The following is a 17,344-nucleotide window of genomic DNA, read 5'->3' on the forward strand; positions in this document are numbered from 1 at the left end:
CCAATGATGATCGGTGCGAGTTCACGGCGCCCTTCGCGCTCCACGCCTCCTCATCTCGCATCCTCATCCCGAGAAATGAGGAGCACGACACATGAAGGCATTCGCCATCCACGAATCCGGAGCCGCTCCGGAGCTCCATGAACTCCCCGTCCCAGAACCGGGTGTCGGCGAGGTCCGGGTGCGGGTCACCGCGGCCTCCGTCAACGGGTTCGACCTCGCGGTCGCCGCAGGGTACATGGCCCCGTACTTCGAGTACCGGTTCCCGGTGGTCATCGGGCGCGACTTCGCGGGCACCGTCGATGCGATCGGGCCCGGCATCGAGGGATTCGCCACCGGCGACCGCGTGTTCGGCGTGGTCTCCCGTGCGCATCTCGCCGACGGCACGTTCGCCGAATTCACCACCGTGCCCGTGCTCTCGGCGGTCACCCACACGCCTGACGACCTCTCCGACCTCGAGGCGGCGGCGCTCGGCCACACCGGCACGACCGCGCTGGCCTGTCTCGACGCCATCGACCTGCCCGGCGCGACGGTGCTGATCGTGGGAGCGACCGGCGGCGTCGGAACCCTCGCGATCCAGCTCGCGGCCCGCGCGGGCGCCAGGGTCATCGCCACGGGCCGCACCGAGGCCGGGCGTCAGCGGTTGGCCGGCCTCGGCGCCGAGCCGGTCGATTACACGGGCGGACTGGCCGGCCCGGTGCACGCTCTCGCACCCGACGGCGTCGACGCGGCGATCCACCTCGCCGGCGACCCGCAGGAGATCGCCCCGCTCGTCCGCGACGGCGGGGTGTTCGTGTCGCCCATCCTGATGTCGGCCGAACAACTGGGCGACGAACGTCTCGAGTTCGCGCCGATCGCGGCCTACCCGGATCAGGCCGGCCTCGCGGCGCTCGCCGAGCTCGCCGCATCCGGAGAGCTCGAGGTGCTCCTCGATCGCCAGTACCCGCTGCACCGGGTGCACGAGGCGACCGGCGCGTGGGGACGCTCGACGCTCGGCAACCTCGTGGTCACGAACGACTGAACGACGAGGCGCGGCACGCCGCCGCCGCTCCGGGCGACCGGAGCGGCGGTGTCAGTCCGCTCCGCCGGGCTCGGCGGCGTCGTCGTGCCTGGCCCGGCTCGGCTGCACGCGCATCGGCTCGCCGGGCATCTTCGGGAAGTCGGGCGGGAACGGGAGCTCGCCGAGCCCGTCGTCGAGGTCCCGCTGCCACCACCCGAGCAGCGTCGTGAGTCGGCCGGGGCGATCGTGCATGCCCGCCCACGGGTCGCCGCGCTCGGCGAGTCGCCGGGGCACCGTGCGGATCGTGTGCGCGGCGGGATCGGTCGTCTCGAGCTCGGACCACTCGAGCGGGCACGAGACGGGCGCGTGCGCGAGGGGTCGAGGGCTGTACGCGCCCGCCATGGTGCGGTCGCGGTTGGCCTGGTTGTAGTCGATGAAGATGCGGTCGCCGCGCTCCTCCTTCCACCAGTTGGTGGTGACGAGGTCGGGCAGGCGCCGCTCGAGCTCGCGGCCGAGTGCGATGACCGCGTGCCGCACGTCGAGGAACTCGTGCTCGGGCTCGATCGGTGCGAACACGTGGATGCCGCGGCTGCCCGAGGTCTTCACGAATCCGGTGAGCCCGACCTCGTCGAGCAGGTCGCGCAGGGCGAGCGCGATCGGCACCGCCTCGGCGAACCCCGTACCCGGTTGCGGGTCGAGGTCGATGCGCAGCTGGTCGGGGTTGTCGGTGTTCTCCGCGCGTGAGGCCCAGGGGTGGAACACGACCGTGTTCATCTGCGCGGCCCAGACCGCGCCAGCGGGCTCATCGAGCACGACCTGCGGATGCCGGCGGCCGCTCGGGTACGTCACGGTGACGGATCGCAGCCAGTCGGGGGCGCCGCGCGGCGGGTTCTTCGAGAAGAACTGCTCGCCGTCGACCCCCTCGGGGAACCGCTGGAGCGACACCGGGCGATCGCCGTTGGCCTCGATGAACGGCCCGCCGACCGCGACGAGGTATTCGGCAAGTTCGAGCTTCGTGATGCCCACGTCGGGCCAGAGCACGCGCGACGGCGACGAGACGCGCACCTGGCGCTCGCCCTCGGGTCCGGGAACGGTGAGCTGTGCGGCTTCGCCTGCCATGCGTGCGACGCTACCCTACGGCCGGCGCGCCTCGCGTTCGCGCTCCCGTTCGGCATCGGCGGCGGCGGCCTCCTCTGGCGTGGGGGCCGTGCCGCCGAGCGACCGGGGCTGCCACCAGGCGCCCGTGCCGTCGACGGGGTACTCGCGCTGGAGGCGGTCGACCAGGCCCTGCATGCGCAGCCGCAGCCGGTCGGTGACGGCGTGCGGGTCCTCATCGGCGCCGACGGTGATGGGGGCGCCGAAGGCGAAGTGCACCGGCACCCCGAACCGCTCGAAGAACCCGACCTTGTGACGCTTGGTGAGCAGGCGCTGACCGCCCCAGACGGCCACCGGGATGATGGGCACGGCGGCCTCGGCCGCGAGCCGGGCCGCCCCCGTCTTCAAGTCGCGGACCGTGAACGAGGCGCTGACGCCCGCTTCGGGGAACACGCCGAGCAGTTCGCCGCTGCGGAGGGCCTCGACGGCCTTCGCATAGGCCGCGGCGCCCGCCTTCATGTCGACCGGGATGTGCCGCATGCCGCGCATGAGGGCACCGACGACGGGCTTGTCGAAGACGCTCTGCTTCGCCATGAACCGGATGCGTCGCCTCGTGGCGAGCCAGGTGACCCATTCGACCAGCGCGAACTCGAGATAGCCGAAGTGCGTCATCGCCAGCACCGCGCCACCGGTGAGGGGCACGTGCTCGGCGCCGATGACGCGGCGTTTGATGCCGAGCCCCGCGAAGAGCCCGAGGCCCGCCGCGATCGCCGTGCTGTAGACAGGCTCACTGGCGCGTCGTCGGGTCATGCGACCAGCGTACGGCGAAGGACGGCCGAACGCATGGACCAGGACGCAGGGACCCCAGGACGCCGGGCCCAGGTCACCGAGTCGTCTGGGCGTCGCGGTGCGGAGGTTCGACCGGGCTCGCCGTGCCGCGCACCGGCTGCAGTCGGAACAGCCGCACGACGCGGCCCGAGTCGCGCTCGTAGGCCCGGTATCCGGGCCACTGGGCCTGGATGAGCGCCCACGCGCGCTCGCGCTCCGCGTCGTCGTCGATCAGGGTGGCCCGCACGGCGAGGGCGCGACCCCGGACGGTGATCTCGGCATCCGGATGCCCGAGCAGGTTGTAGGTCCAGCCCGGGTGGTGCTCCATCGCGAACGTCGTGCCGGCGACGATGGCGCGGCCGCGGCCGTCGGGCGTGTACATGAGGAAGGTCTCACGCGGCTCCCCCGACTTCGCGCCGACCGTGCGGAGCACGAGCGAGGGCACGAGGAGCGCGCTCAACTGCACGCGTCCGCCCGTGATCCACCCGAGGAACGCCTCGACCGGCGGGAGCACGACCGGCGCGGTCGCCCGGAACGCCCTGGTCCTCGTGATGGGCGCGACCACGCCGCGCACGACCCTGAGCACGACCGACGGGCGCCGCTCCGCCGGAAGCCCGTCGCCTCGGCCACTCGGACGTCGGACGCGTCGCGTGCGGACGCGTTCGAGCACGCGCCGCTGCTCACGGCTCCATTCGCGCGTGCGCCGGTCCTCGATGCCCGTGATGATGTACGACGACGCCAGCAGGATCACCTGGGCCGAGAGGTTGAGCCACAGCAGCAGCGCGATGAGCGCGCCGAACGAGGCGAGCAGCGGGTTGGAGGTGGCGCCGCCGACGAACAGCCCCGAGAGCTCCTGCAGCACCGTGAGTCCGACTCCGCCGATCAGCGCCCCGATCCAGAGCTCGCGAGCGCGGGGTCGCAGGCCCGAGAGCATGAGGAACATGCCGACGATCGCGAGCGTGTCGATCGCGAAGATCACGACGATCGAGAGCGCGCCGGTGAGGAACGCGTAGCCCTCCTCCTGCGTCGAGATGCCGAGCCATCCGAACATGACGTCGAGGGCGGCGGTGCTGAAGAACGTGACCGCGGCCGCGACGACGAACGCGGCGCCGAACCCGATGGCCAGGAGCAGGTCGCGAAGCATCACCCAGACGAAGAACCCCTGCGGGTCGGGTTGTCCGCCGAGCCGGCGCATCGCCACGCGCATCGAGCCGATCGCACCGATCGCTGCGGTGACGAGACCGATCAGCGCGATCGCACCGGCGATGCTCAGCGTGACGGGCTGCACGAGGTCGTCGGGATCGATGAGGGCGCCCTCGCCGACGAGTCCCGGGATCGCGTGCTCGACGGTCGCGACGAGCGCATCCATCGCGTCGGGATTCCCGGCGAGCCAGATCCCGGCTATCGCGAAGCCGAGGAAGACGCCTGCGAAGACCGAGAACAGCGTGCGGTAGGTGACGCTGTCGGCGAGCACGGCGCCGTGGTAGCGCAGGTACAGCATGTAGGCGCGTACCGGCTTGCGCGCCGTCGCCCACTCGATCGCCCCGCGCACGCGGGCCATGAACCCGGTCGTCGCCGGCATCCGCTCCGGCTCGGAGTCTGCACCACCCATGCGGTCAGGCTATCGAGCGCGGATGCCGCGGCGCAGGCGGTTGACGTCGGGCGCGCCGGGTGCTCGTCGAACCGCGGCGGGGCCGACGCGCGCGCGACCCGTCGCCGGAGACGCCGATGGCGTCCGAGCCGCAGCTCGGACGCCATCGCGCGGATCAGCGGGCGGTCAGTACCAGCCCTGCGACTCCGAGGTGTTCCAGGCACCGCAGGCGCTGCCGTAGCGGCCGGCGATGTAGCCGAGGCCCCACGAGATCTGCGTGGCGGGGTTGGTGGCCCAGTCGGCACCGGCCGACGACATCTTGCTGCCGGGCAGAGCCTGCGGGATGCCGTAGGCGCCGCTCGGGTTGGAGGCGTAGACGTTCCAGCCCGACTCCTTGTTCCAGAGCGCGACGAGGCAGCCGAACTGGTCTTCGCCCCAGCCGTAGCGGGAGGCCATCATGTCGCGCGCGATTGCCTGGGCCTCGCTCGGGTTCGCGGGGGCGCTCGGAGTCCCGCCGCCGGTGGAGCCCGACGAGGCGCTGTCATCGGCGGCCGCTTCGGCGGCGGCTGCGGCCTCGGCCTCGGCCTTCGCCTTGGCGGCGGCTGCGGCGGCGGCCTTCTCGGCGGCCACGCGGTCTGCTTCGGCGACGGCCTTGACGACCTGATCGGTCTGGCTCTTCGTCGTGTCGACCAGCTCGAACACCTTGCTCGGGCTGAGGCGCTCGTACGAGTCGAGCGCGGCGACGGTCGTGGCGAGCGCAGAGGCGTCGGCCTTGCCGGCGGCCGAGGCGATGGCCTTGGTCGCGACGGTGAGGGTGTCCTCGGCCTGCTTCGCCGCGCGGACGTCGAGCACGGCACCGTGGTCGACGGCGAGGCCCTGTCGCGAGTCCCGCTCGGCGGCGAGCGAGAGGGCGGCCGTCTCCTCGACGCGCTGCGCCTTCGCGGTCGCCTCGCCCTGCACGGCGTAGCCGCTGCCGACGAGGGCACCGACGGCGACGATGGCGCCTGCGGTGATGAGCGGGGCCTTGAACCGGCGGACGGTCCCTGCTGCACGTCGACCGCTGCGCTTGGCCTCGGTCTCGACGATCTGGGTGTTTTCGGGGGAAGGAGTCTGGTTCTGCATGTCTTTCACACGGGCGGAACGTCGCACCGGGGGGGCGCTTCGAACCTGTACTCGGCGTTCCACGGTCGCGGAGGCGGCCGGGCGAAGTCGCCAGTCTGCCGAGAGGTTCTGAACAACCCCTCACTTCTTCCTGTGAATGTCATCAGAGGTATTGACGAAACCTCAATGATCACGTTTTGGAAACATCGCCTGATGGAAGGCGCAATTCGAGGCTGATCTGCACGGCGTCCAACGTCTGCAGGGCCTCGGTGAGCGCCGTCGAGCTGAATCGACCCTCATCGCGCTGACGCGAGAGTTCCGCGCGCTGCTCGTCGATCGCGCGCAACCGAGACCGCAGACGCAGACCGCGCGCCGTGCGCGCCCTCGCGTCCTCGGCACGGTCAGCGCCCGCGTCGTCCACGGCGACGGATGCCTCGGCGGGGGTCGTTCCGGCAGGCGCGAGCGCCTCCTCGGCGGTGGCTTCCGCGGTTGCGTCCGAGGCGCGTCCGGCGGCCTCCTGTGCGGCGGTCTCGGCCGCCACCCGCCGTGCGATGTCGCGCAGCAGGTCGTCGATCTCCTCGCGGTCGGCGTCGGCGGCCGCTCGGTCGAAGAGCGCGGGCTTGACCCAGCGCACGAGCATCGGCAGCGTGCTGCCCTGCACGATGAGCGAGGCGGCGGCCACCACGAACGCCACGAACACGAGCAGCGACCGCTCGGGCGTCGCCGAGGGCAGCGTCTGCGCGGCCGCGAGGGTCACGGCGCCGCGCATGCCCGCCCAGACGATGACGCTCCCCTCGCGCCACCCGAGCGGTTCGGCCGTGAAGTAGTCGATGTCGGCGACCTTGCGTCGGATCCTCGTACGGAACATCGCGAGCCGATCGGTGGACCGTCCGACGCCCCGGGTGCCGGCGCCCTGCACGCCGGGCGACGAGGCCGGCTGCGGGATTCCCCCGGACTCGGACCCGGGCGGTTGCCGCCGGCCGACGCCGTCCAGCCGATGCTGCATGGCGGAGAGACGTGCACGCACCTCCGCGCCGCGCCGCGCTCGACTCCGCTGCAGGCTCAGCGTCGACAGCACGTAGAGCGCGCGCACCGCGATCACCGCGAGCAGCGCGAAGCCGGCGATGAGGAGCCCGGAGGCGATACCGGAGCGCCCGCCCTGCACGTCGGCCACGATGGCCGACATCTCGAGACCCATCACGAGGAACACCGCGCCCTCGAGGATCAGTTCGACGGTGCGCCAGGCCTGCGTGTCCGATGCGCGGTGCTGCGGCGAGAGCCGCGTCAGCGCGCCGCGCCCGGTGACCAGGCCGGCGACCACGGCCGCGACCAGGCCCGACGCGCCGAGCGCCTCGCTCGGCACCGCCGCGAGGAAGGGCACCGTGAACGAGATGACCGTGTTCGCGGTCGGGTCGACGACGCGCTCGCGCACCCAGAGGTTCGCCTTGCCGACCACGTAGCCGATCGCGAGCGCCACGACCACGGCGAAGACGAAGTCGCCCAGCACGTCCCAGAAGGTGACGGATGCCCCGGCCGCGACGATCGCCGACCGCAGCAGCACGAGCGCGGTCGCATCGTTGAGCAGGCTCTCGCCCTCGAGCACCGTGACGATGCGCGGGCTCACCCCGATGCGCTTCACGATCGAGGTCGCGACCGCATCGGTCGGACTCACGATCGCACCGAGCGCGATGCCGGCCGCGAGCCCGATGCCGGGGATCAGCCACACGAAGAGGAGTCCGAGCAGCACGGAGCTCACGACCACGAGTCCGACCGACAGCCCGCCGATGGCGCTGAACTCCCGGCGGAACTCCATCGCCGGCATCGAGACCGAGGCCGAGTAGAGCAGCGGCGGCAATACCCCCGCGAGGATCCACTCGGGGTCGATCTCGACGTCGGGCACGAACGGCAGCAGGCTCGCGAACAGGCCGACGATCACGAGCAGCAGCGGTGCGGCGACCCCGAGCCGCGGGCCGAACACGGCGGCGGCCGCGATGCCGAGCAGTCCGAGCACGGCCACGATGAGCAGTTCCACGGGCCCTCCCTCCACAGCGCCGGCCCGATCCACCGCGCCGGTCCGACCCACCGCGCCGGCCCGATGCGAGGTCCGACACGCGACGCTGGGGAAAGTCTGGCGCACGGTCGGCGACCTGTCACGACCAGTCGGCCGCGTGCCCGCACTCGCTCACAGCGAAGTCACAGCGTGCAGGCGCGACATCCGGAACAGCACGCGCGTCCCGATGGTTTTCTTCTATGTCGCGCTTCGCACCGCGACCACCGACCCAGCGGATGCCGCAGCCAGCGGTGCCCCATGAAGGAGGAACGACATGTCGAACGACTACCGCAGCACTCCCGAGGCGATCGCCCGCCTCACGCCGCTGCAGCGCAGCGTCACCCAGGGCGACGGCACCGAGCCGGCATTCCGCAACGAGTACTGGGACAACCACGACGAGGGCATCTACGTCGACGTCGTGTCGGGCCAGCCGCTCTTCTCCTCGACCGACAAGTACGACAGCCGGTCGGGCTGGCCGAGCTTCACCAAGCCGCTCGACGCCACCGCCGTGACGGAGCATGTCGACCGCACGCTCTGGATGAAGCGCGTGGAGGTACGCTCGTCGGGTGCCGACAGCCACCTCGGCCACGTCTTCGACGACGGGCCCGCCGACGCCGGCGGACTCCGGTACTGCATGAACTCGGCGGCGCTGCGCTTCGTGCCCGTCGCCGAGCTCGAGGAGCAGGGCTACGGGGACTTCCTCAGCCTGTTCACGACGACGGATGGCGCGGCCGCGGCATCCGAGAAGGAGAACGCATCATGACGAACACCGAGACCGCGATCCTCGCCGGCGGCTGTTTCTGGGGCATGCAGGACCTGATCCGCAAGCGCCCGGGCATCGAGTCCACGCGCGTCGGATACACGGGCGGCACGAACGCCGAGCCGACGTACCGCAACCACCCGGGCCACGCCGAGGCGATCGAGATCGTCTACGACCCGACCGTGACGAGCTACCGCGAGCTGCTGGAGTTCTTCTTCCAGGTGCACGACCCGTCGACCCTGAACCGTCAGGGCAACGACATCGGCACGAGCTACCGGTCGGCGATCTTCCCGCAGAGCCTCGAGCAGCAGGAGGTCGCGCTCGACACGATCGCCGATGTCGACGCGTCGGGCCTCTGGCCGGCGAAGGTCGTCACCACGATCGAGGAGGCCGCCCCGTTCTGGGAGGCCGAGCCCGAGCACCAGGACTACCTCGAGAAGTACCCCAACGGCTACACGTGCCACTACGTGCGCCCGGGGTGGAAGCTGCCCAAGCGCGACGCCGAGACCGTCGCGTAGCGCCTGATCCGAGCGGATGCCCCGTCGAACCCCGGTTCGGCGGGGCATCCGTCATCTCCGCGTGGTGCCGACGCGCAGCTTCGCGAACGTAGGCTTGAGGTCATGGCCGTGCCCGATCCGAATCCCCTCGCAGACTCCCTGCCGACGGATGCCGCGCCGCCGACCCTCCTCGAGGCGAACGCCGAGGCCTTCAAGGCCGCGTTCCGCGACCACCCCGCCGGTGTGGCGCTCATCACGGCGATGACCCCGCTCGGACCCGTCGGGCTCACGGCCTCGAGCGTAGCCTCGGTGTCGGCCGAGCCTGCGGCGCTCTCGTTCTCGGTCACGCGCGCCACGGGTTCCGCCGGCGGCCTGCTCGCCGCGGAGGCCGTCGTCGTGCACCTGCTCTCGGCCGAGCAGGTCGAGGTCGCGCGCGCCTTCGCCCGCTCGGGCGCACCCCGCTTCACGCCCGACCAGGGCTGGTCGTCGCTGCCCACGGGCGAGCCGTGGCTCGCCGCCGCGCCCGTGGCGCTCCGCGCGCGCATCGCGCACACCCTGCCGGTCGGCGGCTCGGCCCTCGTCGTGGCCGAGGTGCTCGACGTGCACCTCGGCGAGCGTTCGCCGTCGCTCGTCTACCGCGACCGTCGCTTCCACGTGCTCCACGACGATTCGCCGCAGGCGTGATGACCGAGCCGACTCCCCCGCGACGCAGGCGGCGTCGCCGCCGGCCCGTCTCGGTCGCGCTGCTGTCCGTGCAGCTTCGCCGCTACGGGCTGGTCGCCATCATCGCGCTGACGGCGATCGGCACGCTCATCGCGGCCCTGCTCAGCTGACGCCGAGGCGGTCGAGCGCGTCCTGCACGATCGTCAGGTCGGCGAGCCCCGGCATGCCGCTGATGCTGTCGTCGACCTTGCGAGCCGCACGACGGCCCTCTGGGCCGCTCATGAGGTGCGTCATGACGTGCCGCACGTCGTCCTCGGTCGAGATGCTCGACCCGACGGGCGCCCAGAACCGGCTGAGCGCGAACCGCGTCACCTTCTGCGCCTTCGTGCTCGCCGCGAGCCGTTCACGCGCCTGAGACGTGTAGAACGCGACATGCCTGGCCTCCTGCTTGGCGATACGCCGCAGGAGTTCCGCGAGCACGGGATGCTCCTCGAGTTCGGCCATGCGCTGATAGGCGGTGATCGCCGACCACTCGTTGGCCGCACCCCACGACATGTGCACCGCGACGAAGTCCTGGCCGACGAGGCCTCCGAGCACGGACTGCTTGATGGGGTCGAGGCGGTCCTTCCAGCCGAGCTTCATGCGGTTGGCCTTCAGGGCGTCGTAGTCGACCGTGATGTCGTGCACCGCGAGCACGGCGGCGAGCGCCTCGCCGTGCCAGAACTCCTCGCGGTTCCACATCGTCATGAAAGCGCTCACGTCGGCCTCGCGGTGCGACGGCGTCGTCAGCAGGTCGCGCGTGTAGCAGACGGTGTGGTACTCGACGTCGGCCATGTACCGAAGGGTCCGCAGCGACGATTCGGGCAACGGATCGTCGCGGAACACCTCGAGGTCGAGATCGCCCCAGGCCACGCTCACGGACGTCGCGGTGTAGCGGTCGATGTCGAAGGCCATGCGGAGCGCTCCCTTCCCTCGTCAGGACCCGAGGCGGCGCAGGACCGCGGTCGCGGTGCGCTCGTCGATGCCGGGAAGCGAGCGGATGCCGCGGACGAGCGAGGCGCGCGCGTCGCCGTCGGGCAGGGCGAACCGGGCGAACGCCCGCCGCTCGTCGACGCCGACGACCGCCGCGCCGAGCGGCCACGCGGACCGGGCGAGCTCACGACGGGCGAGCCGGGCCGCGCGGACCGACGAGCCGAGCCGCAGAGCGCATTCGCCCTCGAAGAAGGCCGTGTGCCTGGACTTGATGTCGCGGATGCGGGCGACCGCGTCGGCGAGGGCGGGGTTCGGGCGCACGACGTCGTTCGCAGCGGCGGGCGCCGCGGCGATCGCCCCCAGCCGCGCGTATGCGAGGTCGAGCACGAGGTCGTCGACGTAGCCGAGCGCGAGATGCGCACCGATCACGTCGAAGCCCTGCGCGAAGCCGGCCAGCGCCCGACGGATCGGCCCGCGGCCGGTGGAGCCCCGGCGGGCCGGCGCAGCGGATGCCGCGGCGCGGGCGTGCGCCGCGGCATCCGTCGACCCGTGACCGCCGGTCGCATCTGCGATCGCCAGCATCGCGTCGGCGATCCAGTACTTCTCGTACGCCCACGACACGAGGAACGCCGTGACCCTGGCGTCCTTGTGCGTCGGCGTCACGAGCACGTTGCGCAGGTGCTCCATCGTGGCGCCCTCGAGCGCCGCGAGGATCGCGACCACCCGGTGCACCTCGGGTGCGAGGCCCGCGGCCGCCGCCGCCTCGAGGTCGAGCCCGTCGCGCAGGCTCCCCTGCGCGGTGCGTGCGAAACCCCGGACGTCGAACGGCGCGGACACGGGTCAGTACTTCTCGCCGAGCGCCTTCGCCTTGATCGCGTCGAACTCGCCCGCGGTGATGATGCCCTGGTCACGCAGTGCTGCGGCCTTGGCGATCTCGTCGGACGGGTTCGCGAACGACACCTTGCGCACCTCGTCGTCGGAGTACTCGACGATGTCGGGCCGGGTGCCCGCCGAGCGCTCGGCCATGCCCTGCCCTCGCACGATGAGGTAGACGACGCCGGTGAGGAAGGGCAGGAAGACGAGCAGCACGATCCACAGCGCCTTCATCCACCCGCCGATGTCGCGCGACCTGAAGATGTCGACGGCGATGTAGATCAAGATGAACAGGTAGGCGACGTAGGCGAAGATCCAGAAGCTGAACCAGATCCAGTCCCATACGGTGGCGAACATCCCCATTTGCGAGCCCTTTCGATCGGGACACGTACTCGGCCGTGCCTCTGGCGCTCAACCTATCGCCGCCCGACCTGCCGCGGAAGAGGCGCGCGCGGAGCCCGCACGGCTCGTCGCGCCCGCGCACCCCAGCGGCCGTCGCGGTACTCGACGTCGATCGGATGCTCGAATGCGGCGGTGACGTGCTCGCTCGTGATGACCTCTCGTGCATCGCCGCTCACGACTACGCGCCCGTGCGCGATGAGCAGGGCGTGCGTCGTCGTGCTCGGGAGCTCCTCGAGGTGGTGCGTGACGAGGATCGAGGCGACCTCGGGATGCGTCTGCTCGAGCAGGTCGATCGTCTCGAGGAGCTGCTCGCGGGCCGCGACGTCGAGACCGGTCGACGGCTCGTCGAGCAGCAGCACCCTCGGCTCCGAGACGAGCGCCCTCGCGATCAGCGTGCGGCCCCGCTCGCCCTGCGACAGCGTCGGCCAGACGGAGTCGGCCTTGCCGCCGAGGCCGAGCGTCTCGATGAGCGCGTCGGCACGGGCGGTCTCGTCGGCCGAAGCCCCCCAGCGCATGGCGGTCTCGATCGTGCCCGTCAACCCGGTGAGCACGACCTCGCGCACCGAGAGCGGCGAGCGCAGCGGATGCCTCGGGTTCACATGCCCGATCTCACGTCGCAGCGCCTGCAGTTCGACGCGTCCGAGCCGACCGCCGAGCACCTCGACCGACCCCGACGTCGGGTGCGTCACCGCACCGCAGAACCCGAGGATCGTGCTCTTGCCCGCGCCGTTCGGGCCGAGCAGCGCCCAGTGCTCCCCGGCCTCGACGGTGAGGCTCACCCGGTCGAGGATCGTACGGCCCTCGCGCACGAACACGACCTCGTCGAGGCGGAGCACGGGCGGTCGAAGGGCATCGTGGTACTGGTCGGAGGCTGCGCCGGTCACCCGTGCGATGCTACGGGACGCGCGGTCGCCGGGCGGGGCGACCGGCCTGCACCGCAGAACCGCCCCGCGCCGCCCGAGCGCTGCCCGACTCAGACGGTCGCCCGCTCCTCGGCCGCATCGTCGCGGGCGCCGGCCGCGGCATCCGCTCGATCGCGGATGAGGAACCCGAAGCCGAACGCGATGAAGAACATGAGCACGCCGTAGACCGCGGCGGGCAGGCTCAGCTCGGTCGAGAGCAGCACCGTCTGGGCGATCACGATCGCGAGGGTCGCGTTGTGGATGCCGATCTCGAACGAGGAGGCGATGGCCTGCCGCTTGCCGACCCGCAGCCAGCGCGGCACGAGGTAGCCGATCGTCAGGCTGATGAGGCAGAACACGACCGTCACGAGCGCCAGCTGGGCGAAGTTCGCGACGAGCAGCGCCCAGTTCGACGCCACGGCCCCCGCGATGACGACCACGAGGATCACGACCGAGGCGATGCGCACGGGCTTGTCCATGCGGTCGGCGAACGTCGGCGCGAAGCGCCGCACGAGCATGCCGAGGGCGACCGGCAGCAGCACGATGGCGAACACCTCGAGGGTCTTCGACCACTGCAGGCCGAGCTGGTCGTCGAACGGGTTGAAGTACAGGATCGCGAGGTTCGTGATGATCGGCAGGGTGAACACGGCCAGCACCGAGTTGACGGCGGTGAGCGAGATGTTCAGGGCCACGTCGCCGCGGAACAGGTGGCTGTAGAGGTTCGCGGTCGTGCCGCCCGGCGAGGCCGCGAGCATCATCATGCCGACGGCGAGCACGGGCGGCAGCTGGAACGCGAGCACGAGGCCGAAGCAGATCACGGGCAGCACGACGAGCTGGCAGAGCAGGGCGATGATCACCGCCTTCGGCTGCTTCAGGACCCTGGCGAAGTCGCCGAGGGTCAGACTGAGCCCGAGACCGAACATGATGATGCCCAGGGCCACGGGAAGGCCGATGGTGGTCAACGCTGACATGCACACAGTGTGCCGGATGCCGCGCGTCGGCGTGAGGCCCCTGTGGAGGGGGCCCGGACCGGCGGCCTCGCCCCGCTGCGGGTCAGTCGAGCGAGTCGAGCCAGCCCTCGAGCGTCGGGAGCGCGAGGTAGGCGATGGTGCTGTGGGTCGCGAGCGGCACGACCTCGTAGGTGACGTCGTCGCCCAGTGCACGCACGTGCTCGACGAATTTCGCGGTGTCTGCCGGCAGCACGAGCGCGTCGTCGGCGCCCTGCGCGAGGTACACGGGCGCCTCGACGGCGCGCTGTCCGGCCGAGTTGTCCGCGAGCAGGGTCGCCCACGGCTCGGTCTTCGTCGGGTCGTGTGCGAAGAAGTCGCCGATGAGCGGCTGCCCGATCTCGTGCAGCCGGTCGAGGTTCGTCAGCAGGCAGAGCCGGTTCATCTCGGGAGACGCGGCCACCGCGGCCGGCGTGAGGATGTCGGCGAGCTCGGCACCCGGCACGGTCGGCCCGTACACCGAGGCGAATGCCGGGAAGGCGTACGAGCCGATCGTGACGCCCGAGATGTCGTCGAGGTGGGATCCCATGAGCGCCGTCAGGTCGGCGGCGGGCGCGGCGGCCGCGACGCCCGCGACGGTGAGCTCCGGCGCGTAGTCGGGGGCCTGCTCGGCGGCGACGAGCACGGCCTGCCCGCCCTGCGAGTGCCCCCACAGCACCACGCGGTCGCCCGCGGCGGCGCCGTCGAGGTGCTGCGCGGCGCGCACGGCGTCGAGCGCGCTCCGCGCCGCGGTCTGCGAGACGAGGTAGGAGTCTGGCCCGTCGGTGCCCATGCCGGCGTAGTCGGTCGCGACGACGGTGTAGCCGCGGTCGAGCATGAGCCGCAGGCCCTCGATGCCGATGAACGGGTCGAAGGCGCGCGACGGCGCGCACGAGGCATCCGTTCCCGTGGTCGGATGCCCCCACGCGAGCACGGTGCGGCCCCCCTCCGGCGCCGGCCCGAGGGGCGTCACCACGATGCCCGTCACGACGATCGGGTCGCCGTGCAGGTCGGTCGAGCGGTACATGATGCGCCAGGCCTCGGATGCCGCGGGCACGCCCTCGAGCGCCTCGCTGCGCACCAGGGTGCCCGGTTCGCCGTCGGCGGCGCCGGCCGGCTGCTCGTAGAAGTCGGCGAGCCCCGGCTGCTCGGCCGCGTCGCCCGCCACGCGGATCAGCTCGACGGCGACGAGCGCGCCGAGCAGGGCGACGACGGATGCCGCGACGATCACGCCGACTCGACGCCCTCGCACGCTCATCTCCCCCAGCGCCCCGCGAACAGGGCGTGCAGCAACGGCACCGCCGAAGCCGCCATGAGCACCGTGCCGAACACGACCTCGTCGGCGCGCAGCACGGCGCCGCCGACGAGGAGGCCGGCGAAGATCGCGGCCGAGACCGTGCGCCGCGCGGTGCGTTCCAGCCGGGCGACCCGGCGGTCGAGCGTCGGGTTCGTGACGACGACGGACCCCTCGTCGACCCGCGTGACGAGGTCGTCGAGGCGCTTGGGCAGCCGCCAGGCGATGCCGGCCGTCTCGAGCGCCTGCTTCGCGAGATCCTGCACGACGTTGCCGCGTTCGTCCTTCAGGAGCTTCGTCGCGTAGGGCTCGATCGAGTCCCAGAGGTTGAACCCCGGATCGAGCGCGCTGCACACGCCCGACGTGAGCGACATCGCGCGGATGATGAGCAGGAAGTTCTCGGGCAGCTGGAACGGCAGCGAGCGCACCACGTCGCCGAACTGCACCGCGAACTCGCGGAACTCGCGCGGGTCCACCTCGCGGAGCTCGGCGAAGCCCATGCCGCCGAAGCGGGCGAACAACTGCGTCATCGCCCGCTCGAGCTCGGCGGTGTCGGCCGACGGCAGCAGCACGCCCACGTCGCGCACCGCGTCGACGAGCCCCTTGCCGTCGCGCGAGGCGGCCGCGATGAGCAGCTTGCGGAGGCCCCGTCGGGTGCCGGGCGGCACCTCGCCCATCATGCCGAAGTCGATGAACGTGAGCTTCCAGGCCGGCCCGGCGGATGCCTCGGCCGGGCCGTCGCCCGCACTCGCGCCCATCGTGACGGGTAGGGCGACGGGCGTCACGAAGATGTTGCCCGGGTGCGGGTCGGCGTGGAAGAACCCGTTCGTGAACAGCTGGTCGAACATGACGGCCGCGAACACGGGAGCGACCTCGGCGGGGTCGATGCCGGCTTCGGCGAGCGCGGCGGCATCCGTGATCTTGATGGCGGTCACGTCTTCGAGCGTGAGCACGCGCCGGGTCGTGCGCTCCCACGCGATGACCGGCACCGCGACGCGGTCGTCGTCGGCGAAGTCGGCGGCGAAGCGCTCGGCGTTCGCGGCCTCGTGCAAGTAGTCGATCTCTTCGAGGCTCGTCTGCGCGAACTCCTCGACGAGGGCGTGCGTGTTCACCCGATCGGCGACGATCCGCACGTGGCTGAGCCACCCGGCGACCTTGCGCAGCGCCGCGAGGTCGACGTCGACGATCGCATCGATGCCCGGCCGTTGCACCTTGACGACCACGTCGCTGAGCCCGGTGTCGGCCGCGTCGAGTGCTCCGAGCACCGCCCGGTGGGCCTGCCCGAGCGATGCGGCCGCGATGGGCGACTCGTCGATCGAGGCGTACGCCCGGTCGAGCGGCATGCCGAGCTCGGCCTCGGCGAGCGCGCGGATCGCCGGGAACGGCACCGGGGGCACCTCGTCCTGCAAGCCGGCGAGCTCGGCCGTGATCTCTGGCGGCAGCACGTCGAGGCGCGACGACATGAACTGCCCGACCTTGATCATGAGCCCGCCGAGATCGACGGCGAGCGCGTGGAAGCGCTGGGCGAAGCGCCGCATCCGCCTGGATCGGGTGCGCTCGGCGACACTCGCCAGCCCGATGCGGGGAAGGAACAGCTCGTACCACCAGATGACGGCGAGGTTGCGGCCCGCGAACCGCAGGATGCGGCGGTAGCGGGCGCGCGTGTTGCCGGCACCGGGTGTCGAGTCGCCTCGAACCCGACGATCGGTGGCCACCCGCGTCAGTCCTGGGCGAGGATCGCGTAGAGCCGTCGGCGCGTCTCGTCGAGCGCGGCCACGGCCTGCTGCACCTGCTCGGGGGTTCCGGTGCGGCCGACCTGGGCGGCGGCCTGCGCGAGCTCGAACCCGGCCTTGGGCAGGGCCGAGTACCCGGTGCCGCTGCCGTCGCCGGAGCTCTGCGGATCCCACGGCGCGGCGCCGCCGGCCTCGTCGACCGCCGCCCGTCCGGCGTCGGTGAGCGAGAAGGTCTTGCGACCGTTCGACTCCTCGGCGCTGATGAGGCCCTCGTCGGCGAGCAGCTGGAGGGTCGGGTACACCGAGCCGGCGCTCGGCTTCCAGGTGCCGCCGCTGCGCTCCTCGATCTCCCTGATGATCTGGTAGCCGTGCATCGGCTGCTCGGCGAGCAGCGCGAGCACCGCGGCGCGCACGTCGCCCCGGGCGACGCGGCTGCCCGCACGCTTCTCGAATGTCGAGCGCAACTGCTCGAAGGCCTGCCAGATGCCCTCGGTCGGGAACCCTGCGCCGAATCCGCCGGTGGGATACGAGCTGCTCATGATGACCTCTTCCGCAACGTGAACGATACTCAACGATATATCCGAGCGACCGCGAGCGATA

The 17,344-nt window shown here is 71.7% G+C and carries 18 protein-coding genes; 5 read left to right on the forward strand and 13 right to left on the reverse strand.

Going from position 1 to position 17,344, the window contains the following annotated elements; translation table 11 throughout:
- Positions 1-91 precede the first annotated feature (91 nt).
- Positions 92-1,018: an NADP-dependent oxidoreductase gene (locus BM342_RS12495; RefSeq protein ID WP_092966160.1), complete on the forward strand. Its 927-nt coding sequence runs from the start codon at positions 92-94 to the stop codon at positions 1,016-1,018.
- A gap of 51 nt (positions 1,019-1,069) precedes the next feature.
- On the opposite strand, the gene ligD is transcribed toward BM342_RS12495, so the two are convergent.
- From ligD to BM342_RS12520, 5 genes are all read right to left on the reverse strand, one after another.
- Positions 1,070-2,116 (reverse strand): non-homologous end-joining DNA ligase, encoded by a 1,047-nt coding sequence (gene ligD / locus BM342_RS12500; protein ID WP_092966162.1) that lies wholly within the window; start codon positions 2,114-2,116, stop codon positions 1,070-1,072.
- Positions 2,117-2,131: 15 nt separating this feature from the next.
- On the reverse strand, positions 2,132-2,902 hold the full coding sequence (locus BM342_RS12505) for a lysophospholipid acyltransferase family protein (protein WP_092966164.1): 771 nt from the start codon (positions 2,900-2,902) through the stop codon (positions 2,132-2,134).
- A gap of 73 nt (positions 2,903-2,975) precedes the next feature.
- Complete coding sequence (locus BM342_RS12510) at positions 2,976-4,532, reverse strand: YhjD/YihY/BrkB family envelope integrity protein (RefSeq protein ID WP_092966166.1); 1,557 nt, start codon at positions 4,530-4,532, stop codon at positions 2,976-2,978.
- Between the two features lie 165 nt (positions 4,533-4,697).
- Positions 4,698-5,633 (reverse strand): aggregation-promoting factor C-terminal-like domain-containing protein, encoded by a 936-nt coding sequence (locus tag BM342_RS19585; protein WP_177232152.1) that lies wholly within the window; start codon positions 5,631-5,633, stop codon positions 4,698-4,700.
- Positions 5,634-5,802: 169 nt separating this feature from the next.
- The gene (locus tag BM342_RS12520; RefSeq protein WP_092966168.1) at positions 5,803-7,644 is read right to left on the reverse strand and encodes a cation:proton antiporter; all 1,842 of its coding nucleotides are present in this window, start codon (positions 7,642-7,644) and stop codon (positions 5,803-5,805) included.
- A gap of 292 nt (positions 7,645-7,936) precedes the next feature.
- On the opposite strand from BM342_RS12520, the gene msrB reads away from it, so the two are divergent.
- From msrB to BM342_RS19930, 4 genes are all read left to right on the forward strand, one after another.
- Complete coding sequence (gene msrB, locus BM342_RS12525) at positions 7,937-8,425, forward strand: peptide-methionine (R)-S-oxide reductase MsrB (protein WP_092966170.1); 489 nt, start codon at positions 7,937-7,939, stop codon at positions 8,423-8,425.
- Positions 8,422-8,940: a peptide-methionine (S)-S-oxide reductase MsrA gene (msrA, locus tag BM342_RS12530; protein ID WP_092966172.1), complete on the forward strand. Its 519-nt coding sequence runs from the start codon at positions 8,422-8,424 to the stop codon at positions 8,938-8,940. Before msrB ends, msrA begins: the two co-directional genes overlap by 4 nt.
- 102 nt (positions 8,941-9,042) lie before the next feature.
- The gene (locus tag BM342_RS12535) at positions 9,043-9,603 is read left to right on the forward strand and encodes a flavin reductase family protein (RefSeq protein ID WP_092966174.1); all 561 of its coding nucleotides are present in this window, start codon (positions 9,043-9,045) and stop codon (positions 9,601-9,603) included.
- Positions 9,603-9,752 carry a hypothetical protein gene (locus BM342_RS19930; RefSeq protein ID WP_177232153.1) on the forward strand — a complete coding sequence of 50 codons (150 nt, stop codon included), beginning with the start codon at positions 9,603-9,605 and terminating at the stop codon, positions 9,750-9,752. The genes BM342_RS12535 and BM342_RS19930 overlap by 1 nt, the downstream gene beginning before the upstream one ends.
- Here BM342_RS19930 and BM342_RS12540 read toward each other — a convergent pair.
- The 8 genes from BM342_RS12540 to BM342_RS12575 form a co-directional block, all read right to left on the reverse strand.
- Positions 9,745-10,536 carry a ferritin family protein gene (locus BM342_RS12540; RefSeq protein WP_092966176.1) on the reverse strand — a complete coding sequence of 264 codons (792 nt, stop codon included), beginning with the start codon at positions 10,534-10,536 and terminating at the stop codon, positions 9,745-9,747. The two genes, BM342_RS19930 and BM342_RS12540, sit on opposite strands and share 8 nt — an antisense overlap.
- 21 nt (positions 10,537-10,557) lie before the next feature.
- Positions 10,558-11,391 (reverse strand): hypothetical protein, encoded by an 834-nt coding sequence (locus tag BM342_RS12545; RefSeq protein WP_092966178.1) that lies wholly within the window; start codon positions 11,389-11,391, stop codon positions 10,558-10,560.
- A gap of 3 nt (positions 11,392-11,394) precedes the next feature.
- Positions 11,395-11,784 carry an SHOCT domain-containing protein gene (locus tag BM342_RS12550; protein ID WP_092966180.1) on the reverse strand — a complete coding sequence of 130 codons (390 nt, stop codon included), beginning with the start codon at positions 11,782-11,784 and terminating at the stop codon, positions 11,395-11,397.
- A 59-nt stretch (positions 11,785-11,843) separates the two neighbouring features.
- The gene (locus BM342_RS12555; RefSeq protein ID WP_092966182.1) at positions 11,844-12,713 is read right to left on the reverse strand and encodes an ABC transporter ATP-binding protein; all 870 of its coding nucleotides are present in this window, start codon (positions 12,711-12,713) and stop codon (positions 11,844-11,846) included.
- A gap of 89 nt (positions 12,714-12,802) precedes the next feature.
- Positions 12,803-13,702 carry a bile acid:sodium symporter family protein gene (locus tag BM342_RS12560; protein ID WP_092966184.1) on the reverse strand — a complete coding sequence of 300 codons (900 nt, stop codon included), beginning with the start codon at positions 13,700-13,702 and terminating at the stop codon, positions 12,803-12,805.
- Between the two features lie 82 nt (positions 13,703-13,784).
- A complete protein-coding gene (locus BM342_RS12565; protein WP_255368725.1) occupies positions 13,785-14,969 on the reverse strand; it encodes an alpha/beta fold hydrolase in 1,185 nt (394 codons plus the stop codon).
- A gap of 2 nt (positions 14,970-14,971) precedes the next feature.
- A complete protein-coding gene (locus BM342_RS12570) occupies positions 14,972-16,726 on the reverse strand; it encodes an ABC1 kinase family protein (protein ID WP_092966188.1) in 1,755 nt (584 codons plus the stop codon).
- Positions 16,727-16,731: 5 nt separating this feature from the next.
- Positions 16,732-17,283, reverse strand: a complete 552-nt coding sequence (locus BM342_RS12575) for a PadR family transcriptional regulator (RefSeq protein ID WP_092966190.1) — start codon at positions 17,281-17,283, stop codon at positions 16,732-16,734.
- Between the last annotated feature and the right edge of the window lie 61 nt (positions 17,284-17,344).

The sequence above is a fragment of the Agromyces sp. CF514 genome, from assembly GCF_900113185.1.
In the GTDB taxonomy this organism is placed as follows: Bacteria; Actinomycetota; Actinomycetes; order Actinomycetales; family Microbacteriaceae; genus Agromyces.